Annotated in this window: 26 protein-coding genes; 23 read left to right on the forward strand and 3 right to left on the reverse strand. The window is 60.5% G+C overall.

The genetic code is table 11. From position 1 onward, the window contains the following. Nucleotides 1–20: 20 nt before the first annotated feature. The 21 genes from trmJ (at nt 21) to OH720_RS04995 (ending at nt 18878) form a co-directional block, all read left to right on the forward strand. Nucleotides 21–791 (forward strand): tRNA (cytosine(32)/uridine(32)-2'-O)-methyltransferase TrmJ, encoded by a 771-nt coding sequence (gene trmJ, locus OH720_RS04895; RefSeq protein WP_272604772.1) that lies wholly within the window; start codon nt 21–23, stop codon nt 789–791. 2 nt (nt 792–793) lie between these two features. Continuing rightward, nucleotides 794–1570: a serine O-acetyltransferase gene (gene cysE / locus OH720_RS04900; protein ID WP_272606398.1), complete on the forward strand. Its 777-nt coding sequence runs from the start codon at nt 794–796 to the stop codon at nt 1568–1570. A gap of 238 nt (nt 1571–1808) precedes the next feature. Continuing rightward, nucleotides 1809–2300, forward strand: a complete 492-nt coding sequence (gene iscR / locus OH720_RS04905; RefSeq protein ID WP_007903581.1) for a Fe-S cluster assembly transcriptional regulator IscR — start codon at nt 1809–1811, stop codon at nt 2298–2300. 50 nt (nt 2301–2350) lie between these two features. Further along, entirely contained in the window at nt 2351–3565 is a 1215-nt protein-coding gene (locus OH720_RS04910; RefSeq protein WP_008057730.1) for an IscS subfamily cysteine desulfurase, read from the forward strand. 101 nt (nt 3566–3666) lie between these two features. After that, entirely contained in the window at nt 3667–4053 is a 387-nt protein-coding gene (gene iscU / locus OH720_RS04915; RefSeq protein WP_007974006.1) for a Fe-S cluster assembly scaffold IscU, read from the forward strand. Nucleotides 4054–4087: 34 nt separating this feature from the next. Next, nucleotides 4088–4411, forward strand: a complete 324-nt coding sequence (gene iscA, locus OH720_RS04920) for an iron-sulfur cluster assembly protein IscA (RefSeq protein ID WP_003227904.1) — start codon at nt 4088–4090, stop codon at nt 4409–4411. An 8-nt stretch (nt 4412–4419) separates the two neighbouring features. Next, nucleotides 4420–4941 carry a co-chaperone HscB gene (hscB, locus tag OH720_RS04925; protein ID WP_008025499.1) on the forward strand — a complete coding sequence of 174 codons (522 nt, stop codon included), beginning with the start codon at nt 4420–4422 and terminating at the stop codon, nt 4939–4941. A gap of 51 nt (nt 4942–4992) precedes the next feature. Continuing rightward, entirely contained in the window at nt 4993–6855 is a 1863-nt protein-coding gene (gene hscA, locus OH720_RS04930) for a Fe-S protein assembly chaperone HscA (RefSeq protein ID WP_180205849.1), read from the forward strand. Nucleotides 6856–6857: 2 nt separating this feature from the next. Next, nucleotides 6858–7199, forward strand: a complete 342-nt coding sequence (gene fdx, locus OH720_RS04935) for an ISC system 2Fe-2S type ferredoxin (protein ID WP_007998670.1) — start codon at nt 6858–6860, stop codon at nt 7197–7199. A gap of 14 nt (nt 7200–7213) precedes the next feature. After that, a complete protein-coding gene (gene iscX, locus OH720_RS04940; protein ID WP_008025505.1) occupies nt 7214–7414 on the forward strand; it encodes a Fe-S cluster assembly protein IscX in 201 nt (66 codons plus the stop codon). 88 nt (nt 7415–7502) lie between these two features. Beyond that, nucleotides 7503–7928 (forward strand): nucleoside-diphosphate kinase, encoded by a 426-nt coding sequence (ndk, locus tag OH720_RS04945; RefSeq protein ID WP_007903599.1) that lies wholly within the window; start codon nt 7503–7505, stop codon nt 7926–7928. A gap of 28 nt (nt 7929–7956) precedes the next feature. Next, nucleotides 7957–9099 carry a 23S rRNA (adenine(2503)-C(2))-methyltransferase RlmN gene (gene rlmN / locus OH720_RS04950; RefSeq protein ID WP_008057736.1) on the forward strand — a complete coding sequence of 381 codons (1143 nt, stop codon included), beginning with the start codon at nt 7957–7959 and terminating at the stop codon, nt 9097–9099. 16 nt (nt 9100–9115) lie between these two features. Then, a complete protein-coding gene (pilW, locus tag OH720_RS04955) occupies nt 9116–9874 on the forward strand; it encodes a type IV pilus biogenesis/stability protein PilW (protein WP_008057738.1) in 759 nt (252 codons plus the stop codon). Further along, nucleotides 9874–10893: a RodZ domain-containing protein gene (locus OH720_RS04960; RefSeq protein ID WP_272604773.1), complete on the forward strand. Its 1020-nt coding sequence runs from the start codon at nt 9874–9876 to the stop codon at nt 10891–10893. The genes pilW and OH720_RS04960 overlap by 1 nt, the downstream gene beginning before the upstream one ends. A gap of 3 nt (nt 10894–10896) precedes the next feature. Beyond that, the gene (ispG, locus tag OH720_RS04965; RefSeq protein WP_003185136.1) at nt 10897–12006 is read left to right on the forward strand and encodes a flavodoxin-dependent (E)-4-hydroxy-3-methylbut-2-enyl-diphosphate synthase; all 1110 of its coding nucleotides are present in this window, start codon (nt 10897–10899) and stop codon (nt 12004–12006) included. 23 nt (nt 12007–12029) lie between these two features. Further along, complete coding sequence (gene hisS, locus OH720_RS04970; protein ID WP_180205853.1) at nt 12030–13319, forward strand: histidine--tRNA ligase; 1290 nt, start codon at nt 12030–12032, stop codon at nt 13317–13319. A gap of 41 nt (nt 13320–13360) precedes the next feature. Then, nucleotides 13361–14002, forward strand: a complete 642-nt coding sequence (locus OH720_RS04975; RefSeq protein ID WP_272604774.1) for a tetratricopeptide repeat protein — start codon at nt 13361–13363, stop codon at nt 14000–14002. Beyond that, on the forward strand, nt 13995–15146 hold the full coding sequence (gene bamB, locus OH720_RS04980) for an outer membrane protein assembly factor BamB (protein ID WP_272604775.1): 1152 nt from the start codon (nt 13995–13997) through the stop codon (nt 15144–15146). Before OH720_RS04975 ends, bamB begins: the two co-directional genes overlap by 8 nt. A 208-nt stretch (nt 15147–15354) precedes the next feature. Further along, nucleotides 15355–16827: a ribosome biogenesis GTPase Der gene (der, locus tag OH720_RS04985; protein WP_008057747.1), complete on the forward strand. Its 1473-nt coding sequence runs from the start codon at nt 15355–15357 to the stop codon at nt 16825–16827. Nucleotides 16828–16950: 123 nt separating this feature from the next. Next, complete coding sequence (locus tag OH720_RS04990) at nt 16951–18099, forward strand: pyridoxal phosphate-dependent aminotransferase (RefSeq protein ID WP_272604776.1); 1149 nt, start codon at nt 16951–16953, stop codon at nt 18097–18099. Then, nucleotides 18087–18878 carry an amidohydrolase gene (locus tag OH720_RS04995; protein ID WP_272604777.1) on the forward strand — a complete coding sequence of 264 codons (792 nt, stop codon included), beginning with the start codon at nt 18087–18089 and terminating at the stop codon, nt 18876–18878. Before OH720_RS04990 ends, OH720_RS04995 begins: the two co-directional genes overlap by 13 nt. A 185-nt stretch (nt 18879–19063) precedes the next feature. Here OH720_RS04995 and leuA read toward each other — a convergent pair whose 3' ends face one another. Continuing rightward, nucleotides 19064–20743, reverse strand: a complete 1680-nt coding sequence (leuA, locus tag OH720_RS05000) for a 2-isopropylmalate synthase (RefSeq protein WP_180205858.1) — start codon at nt 20741–20743, stop codon at nt 19064–19066. Between the two features lie 394 nt (nt 20744–21137). Here leuA and OH720_RS05005 point away from each other — a divergent pair, with 394 nt between their 5' ends. Beyond that, complete coding sequence (locus OH720_RS05005; protein WP_272604778.1) at nt 21138–21494, forward strand: hypothetical protein; 357 nt, start codon at nt 21138–21140, stop codon at nt 21492–21494. Nucleotides 21495–21628: 134 nt separating this feature from the next. Here the strand turns inward: OH720_RS05005 and OH720_RS05010 are convergent, their stop codons facing one another. Beyond that, the gene (locus tag OH720_RS05010; RefSeq protein ID WP_272604779.1) at nt 21629–22450 is read right to left on the reverse strand and encodes a peptidoglycan DD-metalloendopeptidase family protein; all 822 of its coding nucleotides are present in this window, start codon (nt 22448–22450) and stop codon (nt 21629–21631) included. A gap of 3 nt (nt 22451–22453) precedes the next feature. Beyond that, nucleotides 22454–23833: an exodeoxyribonuclease VII large subunit gene (gene xseA / locus OH720_RS05015; protein ID WP_032831500.1), complete on the reverse strand. Its 1380-nt coding sequence runs from the start codon at nt 23831–23833 to the stop codon at nt 22454–22456. A gap of 184 nt (nt 23834–24017) precedes the next feature. On the opposite strand from xseA, the gene OH720_RS05020 reads away from it, so the two are divergent. Beyond that, nucleotides 24018–24785: a sulfite exporter TauE/SafE family protein gene (locus OH720_RS05020; protein ID WP_272606399.1), complete on the forward strand. Its 768-nt coding sequence runs from the start codon at nt 24018–24020 to the stop codon at nt 24783–24785. Nucleotides 24786–24797: the final 12 nt, after the last annotated feature.

Below are 24797 nucleotides of genomic sequence, written 5' to 3' on the forward strand. Positions count from 1 at the left end.
TGTGTTCGAGAGCGCCTCCCTTGCTGCAAAACATTCGTGTCGTCCTGGTCAATACCAGCCATCCGGGCAATATCGGCGGGACCGCGCGCGCCATGAAAAACATGGGGCTGTCGCGCCTGGTGCTGGTCGAACCACGCCTGTTCCCGCACCACGAGGCCGATGCCCGCGCTTCCGGTGCCGGTGACATCCTTGAAAAGGCGCAAGTCGTCGCCACCTTGGAAGATGCCCTGGTCGGTTGCAATCTGGTGCTCGGCACCAGTGCCCGCGACCGGCGTATTCCCTGGCCGCTGCTCGATCCGCGCGAATGCGGGAGCAAAGTGGTCGAGGAAGCCGGGCAGGGCGCCGAGATCGCCCTGGTGTTCGGTCGTGAAGATTCCGGCCTGACCAATGACGAGCTGCAGCGATGTCATTATCACGTGCACATTCCATCAGACCCTGAGTTCAGTTCGCTGAACCTTGGGGCGGCGGTGCAGGTGTTGAGTTATGAAGTGCGCATGGCCTGGCTGGCCGCCCAAGGCCAGCCAACCAAGGTCGAGAAGGAAGAAGTGGCATCGGTCAAAAGCGCTGAGCTGGCGACCATGGATGAGCTGGAGCGATTCTATGAGCACCTGGAGCAAACCCTGGTGGCCATCGAATTCCTCGACCCGGAAAAGCCACGGCACTTGATGGCGCGCCTGCGCCGGTTGTACGGACGCAGCTCGGTCAGCCGGGCGGAAATGAATATTTTGCGTGGCATCCTCACGGAAACCCAGAAAGCGGCCCGTGGTGAGCTTCTTAAGCGGAAGGATTAATGATGTTTGAGCGTTTGCGTGAAGATATCCAGAGCGTATTCCATCGAGACCCGGCGGCGCGTAACGCTTTTGAAGTCCTGACCTGCTACCCCGGCATGCATGCCATCTGGATTCACCGCCTGTCGGCGATGCTGTGGCGCGCGGACCTGAAATGGCTGGCGCGGCTGGTGTCGAACTTCGGCCGCTGGCTGACCGGGATCGAGATCCACCCGGGGGCCAAGGTCGGTCGGCGTTTCTTCATTGACCATGGCATGGGTATCGTCATTGGTGAGACCGCTGAAATCGGCGATGACGTGACCATTTACCAGGGCGTGACCCTGGGCGGCACCAGCTGGAACAAGGGCAAGCGTCACCCGACCCTGGGTGATGGCGTGGTGGTCGGGGCGGGCGCGAAGGTGCTCGGTCCGTTCACTGTCGGGGCCGGCGCCAAAGTGGGCTCCAATGCCGTCGTAACCAAGGAAGTGCCGCCGGGCGCCACGGTGGTGGGCATTCCGGGGCGGATCATCGTCAAGCCCGGCCAGGAGCTGGACGCCAAGCGCAAGGCCATGGCCGAGAAGATCGGCTTCGATGCCTATGGCGTGACGGAAGACATGCCGGACCCGGTGGCACGTGCCATCAACCAGTTGCTCGACCACCTGCAGGCGGTCGACGGGCGCCTGGAGGGGATGTGCGGGGCGTTGAAGGATCTGGGCAGTAATTACTGTGCCAAGGACCTGCCTGAACTGCGCGAAGAAGACTTCGCCTGTGTGAAGGATAAGGACCAGAGTCAGGCCAGTTAAACCGTGTCGACTGCATCGCGAGCAGGCTCACTCCTACATTTGAAATGCGTTTTCCTGTAGGAGTGAGCCTGCTCGCGATGAACGATGACTCGGTATTGCTGGCCGTTCACAGCCAGCCTTTGCTATGATGCGGCCGCTCTTTTGCGGGTAAACCTGACTAAAGTACTAGGTCTTATAGTTGACTTAAATACTCGGGAATTGCATACTCGCCTCATTCCGAACTCCGTGGTAATTGTCCATGCGACTGACTACAAAAGGCCGATACGCCGTGACCGCCATGCTCGACCTGGCGTTGCACGCGCAGCACGGGCCCGTGTCCCTGGCCGATATCTCCGAGCGCCAAGGCATCTCCCTGTCCTACCTCGAGCAGCTGTTTGCCAAATTGCGCCGCAGCAATCTGGTGTCCAGCGTTCGCGGTCCAGGCGGTGGCTACCAGCTGTCACGCGACATGCAAGGTATCCAGGTCGCCCAGGTGATCGATGCGGTGAACGAATCGGTCGATGCAACCAAATGCCAGGGCCAGGGTGATTGCCATCAAGGCGACACCTGCCTGACCCACCACTTGTGGTGCGATCTGAGCCTGCAGATTCACGAATTTCTGAGCGGTATCAGCTTGGCTGACCTTGTGACTCGCCGTGAGGTGCAAGAAGTAGCCCAGCGTCAGGATCAACGCCGTTGCAACAGCAAGGCGCCACGCCTGGACAAGATTGAAGCGTCCGCCGTCGAATGACAGCCAGAGAGCCAGCGGCACGCCAGCCAGCCTGATTTAGGAGATAGTCCATGAAATTGCCGATTTACCTTGATTACTCTGCGACTACCCCGGTTGATCCGCGTGTCGCGCAAAAGATGAGTGAATGCCTGCTGGTCGACGGAAACTTCGGTAACCCGGCGTCCCGTTCCCACGTGTTTGGCTGGAAAGCCGAAGAGTCCGTCGAAAACGCCCGTCGTCAGGTGGCCGACCTGGTCAACGCCGACCCGCGCGAAATCGTCTGGACTTCCGGTGCCACCGAATCCGACAACCTGGCAATCAAGGGTGCGGCACATTTCTATGCCACCAAAGGCAAGCACCTGATCACCACCAAGATCGAGCACAAGGCTGTCCTGGACACCATGCGCCAATTGGAGCGTGAAGGTTTCGAAGTGACCTACATCGAGCCTCGCACCGACGGTCTGGTTACACCTGAGATGATCGAAGCCGAACTGCGCGACGACACCATCCTGGTGTCGGTGATGCACGTGAACAACGAAATCGGCACCATCAACGACATCGCAGCGATCGGCGAATTGCTCCGCTCCAAGGGCATCCTGTTCCACGTCGACGCCGCTCAGTCCACTGGCAAGGTCGAGATCGACCTGCAGAAGCTGAAAGTCGACATGATGTCGTTCTCCGCCCACAAGACCTACGGTCCTAAAGGCATCGGCGCCCTGTACGTCAGCCGCAAGCCGCGCGTACGTATCGAAGCGACCATGCACGGCGGCGGTCACGAGCGCGGCATGCGTTCGGGCACCCTGGCGACTCACCAGATCGTCGGCATGGGCGAAGCGTTCCGCGTGGCCAAGGAAGACATGGCTGCCGAGAACGTGCGCATCAAGGCCTTGAGCGACCGTTTCTACAAGCAGGTCGAGCACCTGGAAGAGCTGTACGTCAACGGCAGCCTGACTGCTCGCGTGCCGCACAACCTGAACCTGAGCTTCAACTACGTTGAAGGCGAGTCGCTGATCATGGCGCTCAAGGACCTGGCGGTTTCGTCCGGTTCGGCCTGCACCTCGGCGTCGCTGGAGCCTTCGTACGTACTGCGCGCCCTGGGCCGCAACGACGAACTGGCACACAGCTCGATCCGCTTCACCTTCGGCCGTTTCACCACCGAAGAAGAAATCGATTATGCCGCGCAGAAAGTCTGCGAGGCCGTTACCAAGCTGCGCGCTCTGTCGCCGCTGTGGGACATGTACAAAGACGGCGTCGATATCTCGAAGATCGAGTGGGCGGCACACTAAACAAAGAAGCCGCCGGATACAGCTCCTGTAGCGACGCGGCGACTGACGCAGCGCAGCTACAGGGTCTCAAGAGCGGCCCTGATGAGTGAGGATTGAGAATCATGGCTTACAGCGAAAAGGTCATCGACCACTACGAAAACCCGCGCAACGTCGGCAAGATGGACGCGGAAGATCCTGATGTCGGCACCGGCATGGTCGGCGCTCCGGCGTGCGGCGACGTGATGCGCCTGCAGATCAAGGTCAACGACGCAGGCATCATCGAAGATGCCAAGTTCAAGACCTACGGCTGCGGTTCGGCGATCGCCTCCAGCTCCCTCGCCACCGAGTGGATGAAGGGCAAGACCCTGGACGAAGCGGAAACCATCAAGAACACCCAGCTGGCTGAAGAGCTGGCCCTGCCGCCAGTGAAAATTCACTGCTCGGTACTCGCCGAAGACGCCATCAAGGCGGCCGTTCGCGATTACAAGCAGAAGAAAGGCTTGATCTGAATTTCAGTTTTTGGCGACGAGTAAGGAGTCACCGATGGCTATCAGCATGACAGAAGCGGCTGCTCGACACGTGCGACGCTCCCTTGACGGGCGCGGCAAAGGTGAGGGGATTCGCCTGGGTGTTCGCACCACGGGCTGCTCCGGCCTTGCCTACGTGCTGGAGTTTGTCGACGAGGTGGTTGCAGAGGACCAGGTGTTCGAGAGTCACGGCGAGAAAGTGATCATCGACCCGAAAAGCCTGGCCTACCTGGACGGCACCGAGCTCGATTTCGTCAAGGAAGGGTTGAACGAAGGCTTCAAGTTCAACAACCCCAACGTGCGCGGTGAATGTGGCTGCGGCGAAAGCTTCAACATCTGAGGCTTGTCGTGGGTACTCCTTGTCATTTCGCTTTATTCGAGCTGCAACCGAGTTTCAACCTGGATCTCGACCAGCTGGCTACGCGCTACCGTGAGTTGGCGCGCAGTGTTCATCCAGACCGCTTTGCCGACGCTTCCGAGCGAGAGCAGCGGCTGGCGCTAGAGCAATCCGCGAGCCTCAACGAGGCCTACCAGACGCTCAAGAGTCCACCCAAGCGCGCGCGATACCTGCTCGCCTTGAATGGTGGCGAGCTGCCGCTGGAGGTCACGGTGCATGATCCGGAGTTTCTTCTGCAACAGATGGAGTTGCGCGAAGAGCTCGAAGACCTGCAGGACAGCGCCGACCTCAATGGCGTTGCCGTCTTCAAGCGCCGCCTGAAAGTGGCCCAGGAAAAACTGAACGACAGTTTCGCAGCCTGCTGGAATGATGCAGCGCAACGTGAACAGGCCGAACGCCTGATGCGGCGCATGCAGTTCCTCGACAAGCTGACCTACGAAGTGCGCCAGTTAGAAGAGCGCCTCGACGATTAACCCAGTGCCGCTCCGGTCGCACGCCTGATATACAGATAAGTCCTGATAACGATGGCCCTACTGCAGATCGCCGAACCCGGCCAAAGTCCTCAACCGCACCAGCGTCGCCTGGCTGTGGGGATCGACTTGGGCACTACCAATTCGCTGGTCGCTGCGTTGCGCAGTGGTCTTTCCGAGCCTCTGGCTGACGCGCAAGGGCAGGTCATCCTGCCGTCTGCCGTGCGCTACCACGCCGATCGCGTCGAGGTTGGCGAATCCGCCAAGCTGGCTGCCGCCACCGATCCCTTGAACACCGTGCTGTCGGTCAAGCGCCTGATGGGTCGTGGTCTGGCCGACGTCAAGCAGTTGGGCGATCAACTGCCATACCGCTTTGTCGGTGGCGAGTCGCACATGCCGTTCATCGACACGGTCCAGGGCCCGAAAAGCCCGGTCGAGGTGTCTGCCGACATCCTCAAGGTCCTGCGCCAGCGCGCTGAAGCGACCCTGGGTGGTGAACTGGTAGGTGCGGTGATCACCGTTCCGGCCTATTTCGACGACGCCCAGCGCCAGGCCACCAAGGACGCGGCCAAGCTGGCCGGCCTTAACGTGCTGCGCTTGCTCAACGAGCCGACCGCAGCGGCGGTGGCTTACGGTCTGGACCAGCATGCCGAAGGCTTGGTGGCGATTTATGACCTGGGCGGCGGTACCTTCGATATTTCGATTCTGCGCCTGACTGGCGGTGTGTTCGAAGTTTTGGCTACCGGTGGCGACAGCGCCCTGGGCGGCGATGACTTCGACCACGCGATCGCTGGCTGGATCATCGAGAGCGCCGGCCTGTCCGCCAATCTCGATCCGGGTGCGCAGCGTCAACTGCTGCAAACGGCCTGTGCTGCCAAAGAAGCCCTGACCAACGCCTCGTCGGTCGAAGTGGCGCATGGCGACTGGAAAGCCGAGCTGACCCGCGAAGCCTTCGATGCCTTGATCGAACCGATGGTCGCGCGCAGCCTGAAAGCCTGCCGCCGCGCGGTACGTGATTCCGGTGTTGAGCTGGAAGACGTGCATGCGGTGGTCATGGTTGGCGGCTCGACTCGCGTGCCGCGCGTTCGCGAAGCCGTCGCTGAAGCCTTTGGGCGCCAGCCACTGACTGAAATCGACCCGGATCAAGTGGTGGCCATCGGTGCCGCGATCCAGGCCGATACCCTGGCCGGCAACAAGCGCGATGGCGATGAATTGCTGCTGCTGGACGTGATTCCGTTGTCCCTGGGTCTGGAAACCATGGGCGGTCTGATGGAGAAGGTGATTCCACGCAACACCACCATCCCCGTCGCTCGCGCCCAGGACTTCACCACTTACAAAGATGGTCAGTCGGCCATGGCGATCCACGTGTTGCAGGGCGAGCGCGAGCTGATCAGCGACTGCCGCTCCCTCGCGCGCTTCGAATTGCGCGGTATTCCGGCGATGGTGGCCGGCGCGGCGAAGATTCGCGTGACCTTCCAGGTCGATGCCGACGGCTTGCTCAGTGTTTCCGCCCGCGAACTGGGTTCGGGCGTCGAAGCCAGCATCCAGGTCAAGCCGTCCTACGGCCTGACCGACGGCGAAATCGCCAAGATGCTCAAGGATTCGTTCCAGCACGCCAATGACGACAAGGTTGCCCGCGTATTGCGCGAGCAGCAGGTCGATGCCCAGCGCTTGATTGAAGCGGTGCAGGGCGCCCTGGAAGCCGACGGCGACCGCCTGCTCGATGCCGAAGAGCGCATGGTCATTGAATTGCAGATGCAGGAACTGACCGAACTGATGAAAGGTTCCGATGGTTTTGCCATCGAGCAGCAGACCAAGCGTCTGTCGCAAGTAACCGACGCTTTTGCCGCCCGTCGCATGGACTTGACCGTGAAAGCCGCGCTGTCGGGGCGCAACCTGAATGAGATTGAGGAATAACGATGCCGCAGGTCATTTTTCTGCCACACGAAAAGTTTTGCCCGGAAGGCATGGTCGTGGAGGCTGAGACAGGTATTTCCATCCTCGAACTGGCTCACGAACACCATATCGAGATGGAAAGTGCCTGTGGCGGCGTCTGCGCCTGCACCACCTGCCACTGCATCATCCGCGAGGGTTTCGACTCGCTGGAAGAGGCTGATGAGCTGGAAGAAGACTACCTTGATAAGGCTTGGGGCCTTGAGCGTGAGTCGCGCCTGGGCTGTCAGGCCAAGGTCGGCACCGAAGACCTGACCGTCGAAATTCCGAAGTACTCGCTCAACCACGCAGCCGAAGCGCCGCACTGATTCAAGGAACTGTCATGAGTCTCAAGTGGACTGATGTGCTGGAAATCGCGATCCAGCTGGCTGAAAGCAAGCCCGATGTTGACCCTTTGTCGGTCAACTTCGTCGATCTGCGCAAATGGGTGATGGAATTGCCCGAATTCGACGATTTGCCTGAGCATTGTGGCGAAAAGATCCTGGAGGCCATTCAGGCTCACTGGATCGAAGAACGCGACTGAGCCACGCTGCAGGTTAGGCAATACCCAAGAACCCGCGTATAATTCGCGGGTTTAATTTTTCGCAAATTACCGTTTCTGGAGTTACACCATGGCTGTTCAACGTACTTTCTCCATCATCAAGCCTGACGCCGTTGCTAAAAACGTGATCGGCGAGATCACCACCCGTTTCGAAAAAGCTGGCCTGCGCGTTGTAGCTTCGAAACTGAAGCAACTGTCCAAAGCCGAAGCCGAAGGCTTCTACGCTGAGCACAGCGCTCGTGGTTTCTTCAACGACCTGGTTGCTTTCATGATCTCCGGCCCAGTTGTTGTTCAGGTTCTGGAAGGCGAAAACGCTATCGCTCTGAACCGTGAGCTGATGGGCGCTACCAACCCTAAAGAAGCTGCTGCTGGCACCATCCGTGCTGACTTCGCTGACTCGATCGACGCCAACGCCGTACACGGTTCGGACTCCGAAGCCGCTGCCGCTCGCGAAATCTCGTACTTCTTCGCAGCTACTGAAGTAACCACTCGCTAAGCATTGGCTTAAGAGTGAAGGTGAATCCATGACTACATCGACTGTAAAAACTAACCTGCTGGGTCTGACTCAACAGGAAATGGAAAAATTCTTCGACTCAATCGGGGAGAAGCGTTTCCGTGCCGGTCAGGTAATGAAATGGATTCACCACTTTGGCGTCGATGATTTCGACGCCATGACGAACGTCAGCAAGGCCTTGCGCGAAAAGCTCAAGGCTGTTGCTGAGGTCCGTGGTCCGGAAGTGGTCAGCGAGGACATCTCCAGCGACGGCACCCGTAAATGGGTGGTGCGCGTGGCGTCCGGCAGCTGCGTCGAGACCGTGTACATTCCCCAGGGCAAACGCGGCACCTTGTGCGTTTCGTCCCAGGCAGGCTGTGCCCTGGATTGCAGTTTCTGCTCCACCGGCAAGCAAGGCTTCAATAGCAACCTCACCGCCGCCGAAGTCATCGGCCAGGTGTGGATTGCCAACAAATCCTTTGGCAGCGTCCCGGCAACCGTCGACCGTGCCATCACCAACGTGGTGATGATGGGCATGGGTGAGCCGCTGCTGAACTTCGACAACGTTATCGCCGCCATGCACCTGATGATGGACGACCTGGGCTACGGCATTTCCAAGCGCCGCGTGACCCTGTCGACCTCCGGCGTGGTGCCGATGATCGATGAGCTGTCCAAGCACATCGACGTCTCCCTGGCGTTGTCCCTGCACGCACCGAATGACGCATTGCGTAACCAATTGGTGCCGATCAACAAGAAGTATCCGCTTAAGATGCTCCTCGAGTCGTGCCAGCGCTACATGTCGTCCCTGGGCGAAAAGCGCGTGCTGACCATCGAGTACACCTTGCTCAAAGACGTCAATGACAAGGTTGAGCACGCTGTGGAAATGATCGAGCTGCTCAAGAACATCCCGTGCAAGATCAACCTGATCCCGTTCAACCCGTTCCCGCATTCCGGGTACGAGCGGCCGAGCAACAACGCCATCCGCCGGTTCCAGGATCAGCTGCATCATGCCGGTTTCAACGTCACCGTCCGCACCACCCGTGGTGAAGACATCGACGCGGCCTGTGGTCAATTGGTAGGGCAGGTGCTGGATCGCACCCGTCGCAGCGAACGTTATATCGCCGTGCGTGAACTGAACGCCGACAACGATATGGCTTCGAACGCTGCGAAGTAATCAAGAGAGGATCTCCATGTCCCTGCGCTTTGCGCTGCTTTTGCTAATGGCCAGCCTGTGTGCTGGCTGTGTGCTTTCGGGTGACTACAACCCGATGAAGACCAGCAAAGGCCGTGACGAGGCGCGCGAGGCCTACGTACAACTGGGCATCGGTTATTTGCAACAGGGCATGACCGAGCGCGCAAAAGTGCCGCTGAAGAAGGCGCTGGATCTGGACGCCGCAGACCCGGACGCCAATGCGGCGCTGGGGTTGGTGTTCCAGGCCGAGATGGAGCCGGAGCTGGCTGACCAGCATTTTCGCAAGGCGCTGTCCTCCCGTCCCGCCGATGCGCGAATCCTCAACAACTACGGCAGCTTTCTCTTCGAGCAGAAACGTTACAAGGAAGCCTACGAGCGCTTCGAACAGGCCGCGGCCGATACCCTGTATCCTGAGCGTTCGCGGGTGTTCGAGAACCTCGGCATGACCGCTTCGATGCTCGGCCAGCGTGAGTTGGCCCAGCAACAACTGGAAAAAGCCCTGCGTTTGAATCGACAACAGCCTCGGGCATTGCTGGAAATGGCTGAGTTGTCTTACGAAGACAGGCATTATGTGCCCGCGCGTGACTATTACGACCGTTTTAGCCTGCTTACCGAGCAAAATGCACGTAGTCTATTGCTCGGCATTCGCCTGGCAAAAGTGTTTGATGATCGCGACAAGGCCGCCAGTGCGGGCCTGCAATTAAAACGACTCTATCCCGGTACACCGGAATATCAGCAATACCTGTCGGAGCAATGATGAAAGCGGCGCATCCTGAAGTTGTAGCAGCGAATCGCGTTAACCCCGGTGAGACCTTGCGCCAGGCCCGCGAAAGCAATGGCTGGTCGCTGGCCGAAGTGGCCCTCAAGCTCAACCTTACCGTCAATTCCCTGAGCAATCTGGAAGCCGGTGAGTTCGACAAGCTGCCAGGGCATACCTTCGCCCGCGGCTATATTCGCGCCTATGCCAAATTGCTCGGCATGGACCAGGCCGTCCTGGTCCAGCAGTTCGACCAATCCACCGGTACCGACTCCAAGGGCAGCAACGTTCACAGCCTTGGCCGTATCGAAGAACCGGTGCGCGTGTCCCACACCATCCTGCGCATTGTCAGCCTGTTGTTGCTGGTGGCCGTGGTGGGTGGCGGTTTTGTCTGGTGGCAGGACCAGACGTCGCTGCGCACCAAGGACCTGATCAGCCTGACCCCGGAACACGTGGAAGTCGAAGGCGCCGACGGCACCACCCAGATTCATCCGCTGGACGAGCCGGAAGACCAGGCCGTCGCCGAAGGGCAGGCTGAAACCACAACGGCTCTGGCATTGCCGCAGGCCGACACCGCGACCCAGGCACCGGCTGAAACGCCAGCGCCAGCACCCGTTACAGCGGCCGTGACCGCTCCGCTCGTTGCCACACCTGCTGCGCCAGCCCCGACGGCTCCTGCTGTTGCAGCGCCAGCGGTGACTTCACCGGTTGCTCCAAGTGCTCCAGCGCCAACCGCTGCGGCTCCAGCACCAGCGCCAGCAGCACCTGCGGTGGCAGGCCAGGGCCAGGTCCAACTGCAGTTCACCGCCGACTGCTGGACCCAGGTGACCGACGGCAACGGCAAGGTGCTGTTGAGCGGTCTGAAGCGTAAAGGCGAAAGCGTTTCCCTCAATGGCAAGCCGCCGTTTTCCGTGCGCCTGGGTTATGCCCGCGGCGCGCAGGTCAGCTACAACGGTCAGGCGGTCAATGTCGCTCCGTTCACCAGTGGCGAGACTGCTCGCCTGAAGTTGGGTCAATAAGTCATGCACGGCGAATCTCCAATCAAACGTCGCGAATCGCGCAAGATCTGGGTCGGTAATGTACCTGTTGGCGGCGATGCGCCCATCGCTGTGCAAAGCATGACCAACAGCGACACCAACGACGTCGCTGCGACCGTTGCGCAAATCAATCGCCTGGAAGCAGCCGGTGTCGATATCGTGCGGGTATCCGTGCCGGACATGGACGCCGCCGAGGCTTTCGGCAAGATCAAGCAACTGGTCAAGGTGCCCTTGGTCGCCGACATTCACTTCGACTACCGCATTGCCTTGCGCGTGGCCGAGCTGGGTGTTGACTGCCTGCGGATCAACCCGGGCAACATCGGTCGCGAAGACCGCGTGCGCGCGGTGGTCGATGCTGCCCGCGATCGCGGCATTCCGATCCGTATCGGCGTGAACGCCGGCTCCCTGGAAAAAGACCTGCAGAAAAAATACGGCGAGCCGACGCCCGCCGCGCTGGTCGAATCGGCGTTGCGCCACGTCGAACACCTCGAGCGCCTGAACTTCCAGGACTTCAAGGTCAGCGTGAAAGCCTCCGACGTGTTCATGGCCGTCGAAGCCTACCGCTTGCTGGCCAAGGAAATCGTCCAGCCGCTGCACCTGGGGATCACCGAAGCCGGTGGTTTGCGTTCAGGCACAGTGAAATCTGCCGTGGGCCTCGGTATGCTGCTCGCCGAAGGGATTGGCGATACCATTCGCATCTCGTTGGCGGCTGACCCGGTCGAGGAAGTGAAAGTCGGCTACGACATTCTCAAGTCCCTGCATCTGCGTTCCCGTGGCATCAACTTCATCGCCTGCCCGAGCTGCTCGCGGCAGAACTTCGATGTGGTCAAGACCATGAACGAGCTGGAAGGGCGCCTCGAAGACCTGCTGGTGCCGCTGGATGTCGCGGTCATCGGTTGCGTGGTCAACGGGCCGGGCGAAGCCAAGGAAGCCCATATCGGCTTGACCGGCGGCACGCCAAACCTGATTTACATCGACGGCAAGCCGTCGCAGAAACTGACGAATGACAATCTGGTGGATGAGCTTGAACGCTTGATCCGCCAGAAAGCGGCCGAGAAGGTCGAAGCTGACGCTGCCGTCATTGCGCGTGGCTGATCGAACGAATTTAAGGATTTAATGTGAGCAAGTCATTGCAAGCCATTCGTGGCATGAACGACATCCTGCCCGAACAGACCCCCCTGTGGCGTCATTTCGAGGGCACCGTTTCGCGCCTGCTGGATAACTACGGTTACAAGCAGATCCGCATGCCGATCGTCGAGTTCACCGAGCTGTTCAAGCGCTCCATCGGTGAAGTGACCGACATCGTCGAAAAAGAGATGTACACCTTCGACGACCGTAACGGCGATTCCCTGACCCTGCGCCCTGAAGGTACCGCAGCCTGCGTGCGTGCCGTGCTCGAACACGGCATCACCGGCGGTGGCCAGGTGCAGAAACTCTGGTACATCGGCCCGATGTTCCGCCACGAGCGTCCGCAGAAAGGGCGTTATCGCCAGTTCCACCAGATCGGTGTCGAAGTGTTCAACCTCGACGGTCCGGACATCGATGCCGAGCTGATCGTGCTGACCTGGCGCCTGTGGGGCGAGCTGGGTATCCGTGATGCGGTCAAGCTCGAACTCAACAGCCTGGGCACCAGCGAGTCCCGTGGCCGCTATCGTGAAGCGCTGGTCGAGTTCCTGTCCGGTCACTTGGACAAGCTGGACGAAGACAGCCAGCGCCGACTGAAAACCAACCCGCTGCGGGTCCTGGACACCAAGAACGCCGACACACAGGCGATTCTGGTCGATGCGCCGAAAATGGCCGATTACCTCGACGAAGAATCCCGAGTGCACTTCGAGGGCCTCAAGGCTCGCCTCGACGCCGCTGGCATTCCCTATGTAATCAACCCGAAGCTGGTTCGCGGGCTGGACTACTACAGCAAGACCGTTTTCGAATGGGTCACCGACAAACTCGGCGCCCAGGGCACCGTGTGTGCCGGTGGTCGTTACGACGGCCTGGTCGAGCAGATGGGCGGCAAGCCTACTGCCGGCGTCGGTTTCGCCATGGGCATCGAGCGCCTGGTATTGCTGCTCGAAACCCTGGAGCAGATCCCGGAAGAAATCTCCCGTCAGGTCGACGTCTACCTCTGCGCCTTCGGTGAAGCCGCCGAGCTGGCTGGCCTGGCCCTGGCCGAGCGCGTGCGCGACCAGTTGCCCAACCTGCGCCTGCAAGTCAATGCCGGTGCCGGCAGCTTCAAGAGCCAGTTCAAGAAGGCCGACAAGAGCGGTGCGCTGTACGCACTGATCCTCGGTGACGACGAAATGGCCCAGCAAGTGGTAGGTTTCAAACCCCTGCGTGGCCAGGGCGAACAACAAAGCATTGCCTGGGATGCGCTTGCTGCACACCTGGCCACCTGCGTCGTGCAGGGTTGAAGCTGTCTTAACAGCCGAATTAGCGATTAAGGAGTATTGGGGTGTCGAGTACCGAAGACGAACAGCTGGCGGATTTTAAGGAATGGTGGTCACGCAACGGCAAGCCCCTGGTCACTGGCGGCCTGTTGGCGCTGGTCATCGTGTTCGGTTGGCAGGCGTTCCAGAAGTATCAGAGCAACCAGTCGCAAGGCGCCTCGATGCTCTATCAGCAATTGCTCGAAACCACGCTGACGCCTGACGGCAAGCCGGATGCGGCGCGGGTCTCGGACCTGGCCGGCAAGCTCAACAGCGAGTTCGGCGGCAGCGCCTATGCGCAATACGGCAGCCTGTTCGTGGCGAAAGTCGCGGTCGACAGTGGCAAGCTCGATGACGCAGCCACTGAGCTCAAAGCCATCGTCGCCAAGCCGGCCAACCCGGCTCTGGGCGAAATCGCCCGTCAGCGCCTGGCGCAGGTGCTGGCCGCGCAGAGCAAGGTCGATGAAGCCCTGAAGCTGCTGGAAGGCGATGCCGACAAGGCTTTCCTGGCCACTCGCGAAGAACTCAAGGGCGACCTGCTGGTGCAGTTGGGTCGTACCGACGAAGCGCACGCGGCGTATCAAAAAGCCAAGGCGGCACTGTCGGATGAAGCGGCGGTCGGTGGCCTGCAAATCAAGCTGGACGACCTGGCCAAAGGGGATGCGTGACGTGATCCGTTGGAAGCATGCAGCATTGCTGGCCCTGGCCATTTTGGCCGCGGGTTGCAGCAGCAACAGCAAGAAAGAATTGCCACCGGCCGAGTTGACCGACTTCAAGGAAGAAGTGGTCCTGCAAAAGCAGTGGAGTCGTTCGATCGGTGACGGTCAGGGCGAAACCTACAACATGCTGGTTCCGGCCATCGAAGGCGATACCATCTATGCCGCCGATGTCACCGGTGTGGTGATGGCGCTGGATCGCAGCAACGGCGACGTCAAATGGAAGAAAGATCTCGAACTGCCTGTTTCCGGCGCCGTTGGCGTGGGTTACGGTCTGCTGACGATCGGTACGATCAAGGGTGAAATCGTTGCCCTGGACGCCATCAACGGCGAAGAGAAATGGCGCGCTCGCGTGTCCAGTGAAGTCCTCGCACCACCCGCCAACAATGGCGATGTGGTCGTAGTCCAGACCCAGGACGACCGTTTGATCGGTCTGGATGCCGCCACCGGCAACCAGCGCTGGTTGTATGACAGCACGCCTGCGGTACTGACCCTGCGCGGTACCAGCGCACCGATCGTGACCAACCGCCTCGCGGTGGCTGGCTTCTCGACCGGTAAAGTGGTCGCTCTCGACATCTCCAACGGCGTGCCGGTGTGGGAACAGCGTGTAGCGATCCCGCAAGGTCGTTCGGAACTGGAACGCGTTGTCGACATCGACGGCGGCTTGCTGCTGTCCGGCGAGACGATCTATGTCGCCAGCTACCAGGGTCGCGTTGCGGCACTGGACCTGCAAAGCGGCCGGCAGCTCTGGCAGCGTGATGCTTCCAGCTACGCCGGTGTCGCCCAGGGTTTCGGCAGCGTCTACGTGAGCCTGTCCTCGGGCACCGTTGAAGGCGTCGACGAGCGTTCCACCACAGCCTTGTGGAGCAACGATTCGCTGGCTCGCCGTCAACTGACGGCTCCGGAAGTGTTCTCCAGCTACGTTGCAGTCGGTGACCTGGAAGGTTACCTGCACCTGTTGAGTCAGGTGGACGGTCGATTCGTCGGCCGTGAGCGCATCGACAGCGACGGCCTGCGTGCGCGTCCGCTGGTGGTGGGTGACACGATTTATGTCTATGGCAACAGCGGCAAACTGGAAGCCCTGACCATTAAGTAACGACTATGCTTGGGTTTTAACTGTAGGAGCGAGCATGCTCGCGATGGTCGCCAACGAAAACGGTGGCTTCCTGGATAAACGCGGTGTCCATGCGTTTTTCGCGAGCAGGGCTCGCTCCTACAGGTACGTGCCCTGGGATGGTCCCGAGCACCAGCCGCTGCCTCGCAGCGGCTTTTGTATTTTCTGAAATAACGAAGTGGAGAGCCGCATGGTTCCCGTAATCGCCCTGGTGGGCCGACCGAACGTCGGCAAGTCCACCTTGTTCAACCGCCTGACCAGGACTCGCGACGCCATCGTCGGCGACTTGTCCGGTCTGACCCGTGATCGCCAGTACGGTGAGGCCAAGTGGCAAGGGCGTTCCTACATTCTGGTCGACACCGGCGGTATCTCCGGTGACGAGCACGGTATGGACGAAAAAATGGCCGAGCAGTCGCTGCTGGCCATTGAAGAAGCGGATGTTGTTCTATTCCTGGTAGATGCCAAGGCCGGTTTCACCGCCGCCGACCAGATGATCGCCGAGCATTTGCGCAAACGTAACAAGCGTTCCCACGTGGTCGCCAACAAGGTCGACAACATCGACCCGGAAATGGCCCGCGCCGAATTCGCCCCGCTGGGCATGGGCCATGCGATCCCGATCGCCGGTGCCCACGGTCGTGGTATCACCCAGCTGCTTGAAATCGCCCTGGGCGACTTCCCGAAAGACGAAGACGAGCCGCAAGAAGGCGAGGAAGAAGAGGACGTCGCTGAAGGCGAGGAAGCCAAGCGCATTCCTGGCCCGAGCGAAAAAGACGGGATCAAGATCGCCATCATCGGTCGCCCGAACGTCGGCAAGTCGACCCTGGTCAACCGCATGCTCGGTGAAGACCGGGTGATCGTGTATGACCAACCCGGCACCACCCGCGACAGCATCTACATCCCGTTCGAACGTAACGAGGAGAAGTACACGCTGATCGACACCGCCGGTGTGCGCAAGCGCGGCAAGATCCACGAAGAAGTCGAAAAGTTCTCCGTGGTCAAAACCCTGCAGGCGATCAAAGACGCCAACGTGGTGATCTTCGTGATGGACGCCCGCGAAGGCGTTGTGGACCACGACCTCAACCTGCTGGGCTTTGCCATTGAGTCGGGTCGTGCGCTGGTCATCGCGATCAACAAGTGGGACGGCATGACGCCGAGCGAGCGCGACTTCGTGAAGGTCGAGCTGCAACGTCGCCTGTTCTTCGTTGACTACGCCGACATCCACTTCATCTCGGCATTGCACGGCACTGGCGTGGGCAACCTCTACGCCTCGGTGCAGAACTCGTTCAAGTCCGCGGTCACCCGCTGGCCAACCAACCGCCTGACCCAGATCCTGGAAGACGCAGTTGGCGAGCACGCACCGCCGATGGTCAACAACCGCCGGATCAAGCTGCGTTACGCCCACTTGGGTGGTGCGAACCCGCCGATCATCGTGATCCACGGTAACCAGATCGAGAAGGTGCCGAAGTCTTACGTGCGTTACCTGGAAAACACTTACCGCCGTGTCTTGAAGCTGGTCGGTACGCCGATCCGCATCGAGTTCAAGGGCGGCGAGAACCCGTACGAAGGCAACAAGAACTCGCTGACCGACCGCCAGGTCAACAAGAAGCGTCGCTTGATGTCACACCACAAGAAGGCCGACAAGAAGCGCCGCGACAAGCGCTGATTCAGGTTTTTACTGTGGGAAGAAGAGGGCGCCGATGGCGCCCTTTTTCATGCCTGCCGTTTGGGCTATCCTCGGGCTCTCCCGCGCCGCCGTTAGAGCCGGGTGTAGAGCAGGGAGTCCTCGATGATCACCAGTAAGCTGCCGAATGTCGGCATCACCATCTTCACGCAGATGTCTCAGCTCGCGGCGCAAACCGGGGCGCTCAACCTGTCCCAGGGTTTTCCCGATTTCGCCGCGCCGCAGGCCCTGTGCGATGCGGTCGGCCGGCATATTGCCAGTGGCCACAACCAATACTCGCCAATGACCGGTCTGCCGGTACTGCGTCAGCAGATCGTGGCGAAAATCGCCCGCAGCTACGGCGTCACCGTCGATGTGGACAGCGAAGTGACCGTGACGCCCGGCGCGACCGAGGCGATTTTCTGCGCCATTCAGGCGGTTATCCACAGCGGTGACGAAGTCATCGTGTTTGATCCGGCTTATGACAGTTACGAGCCCTCGGTCGAGCTGGCCGGTGGCCGTTGTGTTCACGTGCAATTGGGGCTGGACGACTTCAGCATCGATTTCCAGAAGCTCGCCCAGGCACTGAGTCCGCGCACACGGATGATCATCCTCAATACCCCGCACAATCCCAGCGGCGCACTGATCAACCGTGCCGAGCTGGACCAACTGGCGGCGTTGATCCGCGATCGCGACATCTATGTGATCAGCGATGAGGTCTACGAACACCTGGTCTACGACGGTGTGCCCCACGTCAGTGTGCTGGCCCATGAAGAGCTGTATCAGCGTGCCTTCGTGGTCAGTTCCTTCGGTAAGACCTACCACGTCACCGGCTGGAAAACGGGCTACGTGGTCGCGCCGCCGGCCCTGACGGCAGAGCTGCGCAAGGTGCACCAGTACGTGAACTTCTGCGGCGTCACTCCGTTGCAGTATGCCTTGGCCGACTTCATGGCCGAACACCCGGAGCACGTGGAAGAGTTGCCGGCGTTCTATCAGGCCAAGCGCGACCTGTTCTGTGATCTGTTGGTGCCTTCGCGCTTCAGCTTCACCCGGGTAAGCGGTACTTATTTCCAGTTGGTTGACTACTCGCAGATCCGTCCTGACCTCAACGACGTTGAGATGGCGCTGTGGATGACCCGTGAGCATGGCGTTGCGAGCATCCCGATCTCGGTGTTCTACCAGACGCCGCCGGTCGGCCAGCGCCTGGTGCGCCTGTGCTTTGCCAAACGTGAGGAGACCCTGCGTGAAGCAGCGGAAAAACTATGCGTGATCTGAGTGCACTGCCGAACCTGACTGTTGCGCTGATCCAGACCACCCTGGCCTGGCACGATCGCCAGGCCAACCTGGAGCATTTCGAACCCTTGCTGGAGCAGGCGCGCGGCGCGGACCTGATCATTCTGCCGGAGATGTTCACCACCGGTTTCTCGATGGAGTCCGAGACCCTCGCCGAAGCGGAAAACGGGCCGACCAGTAAATGGCTGCGGGCCCAGGCTGCAAAATTGGATGCGGTGATCACCGGTAGCGTGATCGTGCAGGCCGCTGATGGCAGCCATCGCAACCGCCTGTTGTGGGCTCGGCCGGACGGCGAAGTGTGGCACTACGACAAGCGTCACCTGTTCCGCATGGCCGGCGAGCACAATCACTACACCCCGGGCGAGCGCCAAGTGCAGTTCGAGCTCAAGGGCTGGCGGGTACGGCCGCTGATTTGCTACGACCTGCGCTTCCCGGTGTGGAGCCGTGACCCGCAGGACACGGACTTGCTGCTGTACACGGCGAACTGGCCGGGCGCACGGCGTCAGCACTGGAATAGATTGCTGCCGGCGCGGGCGATCGAGAACCTGTGCTACGTGGCGGCAGTTAACCGCGTCGGCACCGATGGCAAAGGCTTTGCCTATACCGGGGACAGCCAGGTGCTGGATTTCCAGGGCGAGACCTTGCTCAGCGCGGGGGAGGCGGACGGCGTGTTCAAGGTGGTGCTGGATGCGGCGGACCTGGCGGCTTATCGCACGCGTTTTCCGGCGAATCTGGATGCCGATACCTTCGAATTCACCTGAGATTGTTGCTACCTGAGCCGGCCCCATCGCGAGCAGGCTCACTCCTACATTGGATTGGTGTGAACGCGGACACTGTGGGAGTGAGCCTGCTCGCGATGAGGCCATAACAGGCAACACAGAACCCGCAGGCAAACAAAAAGGCCCCGAGATTCGCATCTCGGGGCCTTTTGCATTACAGCAGGGCGTTACGCCGCTTTCGCTTCCGGCTGGCTCAGCGAGCGGTTCAGCGCGCTGAACAGGGCCTTGAAGCTGGCGGTAGTGATGTTTTCATCGATACCCACGCCGTGCACCGCACGCTCGCCATTCACGCGCAGTTCAATGTAGGCCGCGGCCTTGGCATTGGTGCCCGCGCCGATGGCGTGTTCGTTGTAGTCCATGATTTCCACCGGGATCGGCAGGCCGGCCACCAGTGCTTCCAGGGCGCCGTTGCCCTTGCCGCGCCAGTGCAGGTTGGTTTCGCCCTGGCCTTTGCTGGCCACTTCCACTTCGACGGCGCTGTGGCCGTTTTCTTCCTGCAGGCGATGGCTGACCAGCGCGTACGGGGTATTGGCCTGCAAGTACTCGCTGTGCAGCAGCGCGTGGATTTGCTGGGCGGTCATTTCCAGGCCCAGGCGATCGGTTTCACGCTGCACGACCTGGCTGAACTCGATCTGCATGCGACGCGGCAAGCTGATGCCGTATTCCTGTTCCAGCAGGTAGGCGATGCCGCCCTTGCCCGACTGGCTGTTGACGCGGATGACCGCCTCGTAGCTGCGGCCGATGTCGGCCGGGTCGATCGGCAGGTAAGGCACTTCCCACAGGGCATCGGATTTCTGCTGGGCGAAGCCCTTGCGGATCGCGTCCTGGTGCGAGCCGGAGAATGCGGTGTGCACCAGGTCGCCAACGTACGGGTGACGCGGGTGAACCTGGATCTGGTTGCACTCTTCGACGACTTTGCGCACGCCGTCGATGTCGGAGAAGTCCAGCTCAGGGTTCAAGCCCTGGGTGTACATGTTCAGGGCCACGGTCACCAGGTCGACGTTGCCAGTGCGCTCGCCGTTGCCGAACAGGCAGCCTTCGACGCGGTCGGCGCCAGCCATCAGGCCCAGCTCAGTGGCGGCAACACCCGTGCCACGGTCGTTGTGGGTGTGCAGGCTGATGATCACGCTGTCACGACGGTTGATGTGACGGCCAAACCATTCGATCTGGTCGGCATAGATGTTCGGGGTCGCGCATTCGACGGTGGCCGGCAGGTTGAGGATGATCTTGCGCTCGGGCGTCGGGTTCCAGACTTCGATCACCGCGTCGCAGACTTCCTTGGCGAACTCCAGTTCGGTGGCGCTGAAGGTTTCCGGGGAGTACTGGAAGGTCCACTCGGTTTCCGGCTGCTGGGCGGCATATTTGACGAACAGCTTGGCCGCGTTTACGGCGATTTCCTTGACCCCTTCCAGGTCCTGGTTGAAGACAATGCGGCGGAAAGAAGGAGACGTGGCGTTGTACAGGTGAACGATGGCTTTTTTCGCGCCACGCAGGGATTCGAAAGTACGCGCGATCAAATCTTCACGTGCCTGGGTCAATACCTGGATGGTGGTGTCGTCCGGGATATGACCGTCTTCGATCAGGGTGCGTACGAAGTCGAAATCGGTCTGCGAGGCGGACGGGAACGACGCTTCGATTTCCTTCACGCCGACCTGCACCAGGGTTTTCCAGAAGCGCAGCTTCTTGACGGCGTCCATCGGTTCGATCAGCGACTGGTTGCCATCACGCAGATCGGAGCTGCACCAGATTGGCGCTGCAGTGATGGTCTTCGACGGCCAGGTGCGGTCCGGGAGATCGATGGTCGGGAACGCGCGGTATTTCGAAGACGGGTCTTTGAGCATGCTCATCGGGAAATCCTTATTGTGTGGGCCGAAAAAAGGCGGCCTGCCGGTGGATCAAAATGTTCTTGGAGTAACGCTTGGGATGAGGCGCCGCGATTTAGCCCGGCAGTCGTGCGCTGACAAGGCACAAACTGCGGTGCTGACGAAGCTGAATGAGGGTGTGAGAGGTTTTCATGCCTTCAACCCTAACCGCGGGGGGGAAGGATGGCAAGCAGTCGAAAAAAATTGAGAGGAATCCTCTTTAGGCCGTATTTATCGAGATTTTATTGCTCTGCATAAGTCCGATCTTCAGGATGTTTGCGCAAGGTTTGAGCGATGCGCAATCGACGGATTGAGCGACCGCGTCCGTGCAGCGGGGCTATTCTTCTTTAAAGCCTCGATGGGCAAGCGGGAGTCGGCGATGAACGAGTCCGATTGGAAACAGTATTGCGTATTGCGTCCGGTGGCCCATGAGCGGATGTGCACCCGGATCATGACCGACGTCGAAAAGATCGTGTTGGACAAGAGTATTGCGCCCTACGAGCGGATCGATGCCAGCGAGGAATTGCTGAAAGCCGGGCAAAAAGAGCTGTATTGGGCGTTTGGCGTGTTCAGGTTTTCACGCCATGAAGCGCGTTCGCATTTGCTTGGGTTGTGTGCGCGCGAGTTGATCACGGCGGAGGAGTTGAGCTGGTTTTCAGCGGAGACCCAGGAGTGGGTCAGGCATTGCCTGGCGGACCGGGAAGTCCATGGGATCGAAGATCTGGAGGCGGAATAGGCGGTGTCAGTGACGCCGCCTTCGCAGGCAAGCCCGCTCCCACAGTGACCGAGGTGAACATGAATTTTGTGTGCACCGCCAATCCCTGTAGGAGCGGGCTTGCCCGCGAAGGGGCCACCAGCTTCACCGAACAACTATGGCTGAAACGCCCCGATAAAAATCGCCGGATCCACCCGCGCATCATTCAAACTGACATTCCAGTGCATATGCGGCCCGGTCGCCCGCCCCGTCGCACCCACCTTGCCAACCACGCCACCACGCCCCAGCTGCTGCCCAACCTTCACATCGATCTTCGACATGTGGCAGAACATGCTGATGAAACCCTGCCCATGGTCGACAAACACCGTGTTGCCATTGAAGAAGTAGTTACCAATCAAGATCACCTTACCCGCGGCCGGGGTCTTGATCGGCGTACCGGCAGGCACGGCGAAATCCAGGCCTGAGTGAGGATTACGCTCTTCACCATTAAAGAACCGGCGCACACCGAACTTGCTCGACAGCGGTCCGTTCACCGGTTTGTCCAGCAGCACGTTACTCGGCGTATTCGGGCTGAAGGTGCGGTAGGCGGCGATCTGCTCGGCCAGCTCGCGTTCGATGCGCTTCAGGTTGTCCTGATCAGGATTGACCTGCTGGGTATTCTTCAGGGTGATGCGTTGTTCCGGGTATTTCTTGTTACCGACAGTGAACCCCAGGCTGCGCCCACCGCTGCTGATGGACTGGGCGCCCGGCTTGACCGTCAGCGGCACGCCGACAATCGCCAGCCAGTTGTTCTGTTCCTTGATCACCAATACAGGCTTGCCCTGATAACTGGCTTTCGGCGCTTGCGCGGCAGCGCCCAGGTCGACCACGGCCACGCCCCCCGGCACCGGTTTGTTCAACAGGCGGGTGATGTAACTGTCGGCGTGGGCGTTGAAGGTCAGGCACAGCAACAGCAGCGGAGCTAAAAAACGCGGCATGGATCAGTCCAGTAAAGAGAGGGTGACGGGCGTCAGGTGATTGTCTTCGACCCGCACCTGCAGTTCGCCTTCACCCAATTTGGCCTTCAGGCGCTGGCCGGTGTGGGTCTGAGCGGCGTTGCGGATCGCATTGCCACGCTCGTCGAGCAAGATGCTGTAGCCACGGCCGAGGGTCGCCAGGGGGCTGACCACGTGCAGTGTTTGCATCTGGCTCTGCAGCTGCAGGCGACGGTTTTTCAGGCCCTCGCGGATGGCACGCGGCAAGCGTTCGGCGAGGCTGTCGAGACGTTGGCGCAGCATCGCCAATTGACGGCCCGGATGTTGCCCGGCCAGGCGGGTTTCCAGGCGGATCAGGCGTTCGCGACGGGTGTTGAGGCTGCGTTCGAACGCACGACGCATGCGCATATCCAGGTCATCCAGGCGTTGCGCTTGCTGGCGCAGGCGTTCGCCGGGATGGCGCAGGCGCCGAGAGATGCCTTCCAGGCGCAGCCGGTCACGCATCAGGCGATCGCGCATGCGCATCACCAGGCGCCGATGCAGGCTTTCGACCCGGCGTACCAGGTCGCTGGAATCCGGTGCCAGCAGTTCGGCGGCGGCCGATGGTGTGGGCGCGCGGACGTCGGCGACGAAGTCACTGATGGAGACATCGGTTTCATGGCCGACGGCGCTGACGATCGGTGTCACGCAGGCATCCACCGCGCGCGCCACGGCTTCTTCGTTGAAGCACCAGAGGTCCTCCAGCGAACCGCCCCCGCGGGCCAGGATCAACGCGTCGAAGCCGCGGGCGTCCGCCAGTTTCAATGCGCGGACTATCTGCGCGGTGGCTTCGCGGCCCTGCACGGCGGTGGGGATCAGGGTCAGTTGCACCTGCGGCGCGCGGCGGCGGAACACGCTGATGATGTCGCGGATGACCGCGCCGGTGGGCGAGCTGATGATGCCGATGCGCTGCGGATGCGCCGGCAGCGGCACCTTGCGTTCGGCGCTGAACAGGCCTTCGGCGCTGAGTTTTTCCTTCAAGGCATCGAAAGCCAGGCGCAACGCCCCGTCACCGGCCGGCTCCACGGTATCGAGGATCAGCTGGTAATCGCCACGGCCTTCGAACAACGAGACTTTGCCGCGTACCTTGACGGCCAGGCCGTCCTTCAATGCCTGGCGCACGCGCGCGGCGTTTTGCCGAAACAGCGCGCAACGCACCTGGGCGCCGCTGTCCTTGAGGGTGAAATACACGTGGCCCGACGCCGGCCGGGCGAGGTTGGAAATTTCGCCTTCGACCCAGATGTTGCTGAAAACGTCTTCAAGCAACACCCGCGCGCGGCCGTTGAGCTGGCTGACGGTCAGGACTTCGCGGTCCAGGCCGAGTCTTGCAAAGGGATCTTTAATCATGGGGCGCATGATAAAGGCAATCTCCAACCGAATGCACGATCCCCCTGTAGGAGCGAGCCTGCTCGCGATGGACCTGAGGACGACTTGTTCATCCAGAAAATACTCGTCATCGTTAACGTCCATCGCGAGCAGGCTCGCTCCTACAGGGGTAGAGTCTGCTTCGCGATTCATGGATGAGTGGGGAATTAATGTGTTTGAACTGTTGAGCCAATGGCCATTTGGCGCCACGGACTGGCTGGTAATCGCGCTGGGCATCGCCCTGGCCTACATCGTGTTCGGCATTGCCGGTTTCGGCACGGCGCTGGTGGCCGGGCCGATCCTGATCCTGTTCATGCCGCTGTCGAAGATCGTGCCGTTGCTGGTGTTGCTGGATTTTGTCGCGGCCTTCGGCAATCTGTTGCCCTCGCGGCGTGATGTCGCCAAGCCTGAGCTGCTGCGATTACTGCCCTGCATGGCCGTGGGGTGCACGCTGGGCGTGATCTTCCTGTTGAACCTCAAGTCCGATCTGTTGCTGCTGTTGATGGGGCTGTTCATCAGTGCCTATGCCGTCTACAGCCTGTGGATCAAAACCCGTCCGACGCAGTTGTCTGCCGCCTGGGCACTGCCGATGGGCACCGTGGGCGGGATGTTCGGGGCGTTGTTTGGCAGTGGTGGTTTCCTCTATGCGATCTATTTGAATAGCCGCTTGCCCAAGGAGGCGGCTCGCGCGACCCAGAGTGCGCTGATCAGTTGCAGCACGGTGGTGCGCCTGAGCCTGTTCATTGTCGCGGGTGTCTATGCCGAGCTACCCTTGTTGGTGCTGGCGTTGTGTTTGCTGCCGGCCATGGCACTAGGCCTGTGGATCGGGCGACGGCTGACCATGAAATTGTCCCGCGAGGCGTTCGTTCGGCTGGTGACCTGGCTGGTCCTGGCCAGCGGTATCGCCTTGATCGGGCGTTACTTGAGTACTTGACCTCTGAAGCCT

The sequence above is a fragment of the Pseudomonas sp. WJP1 genome (assembly GCF_028471945.1).
Taxonomy (GTDB): domain Bacteria; phylum Pseudomonadota; class Gammaproteobacteria; order Pseudomonadales; family Pseudomonadaceae; genus Aquipseudomonas.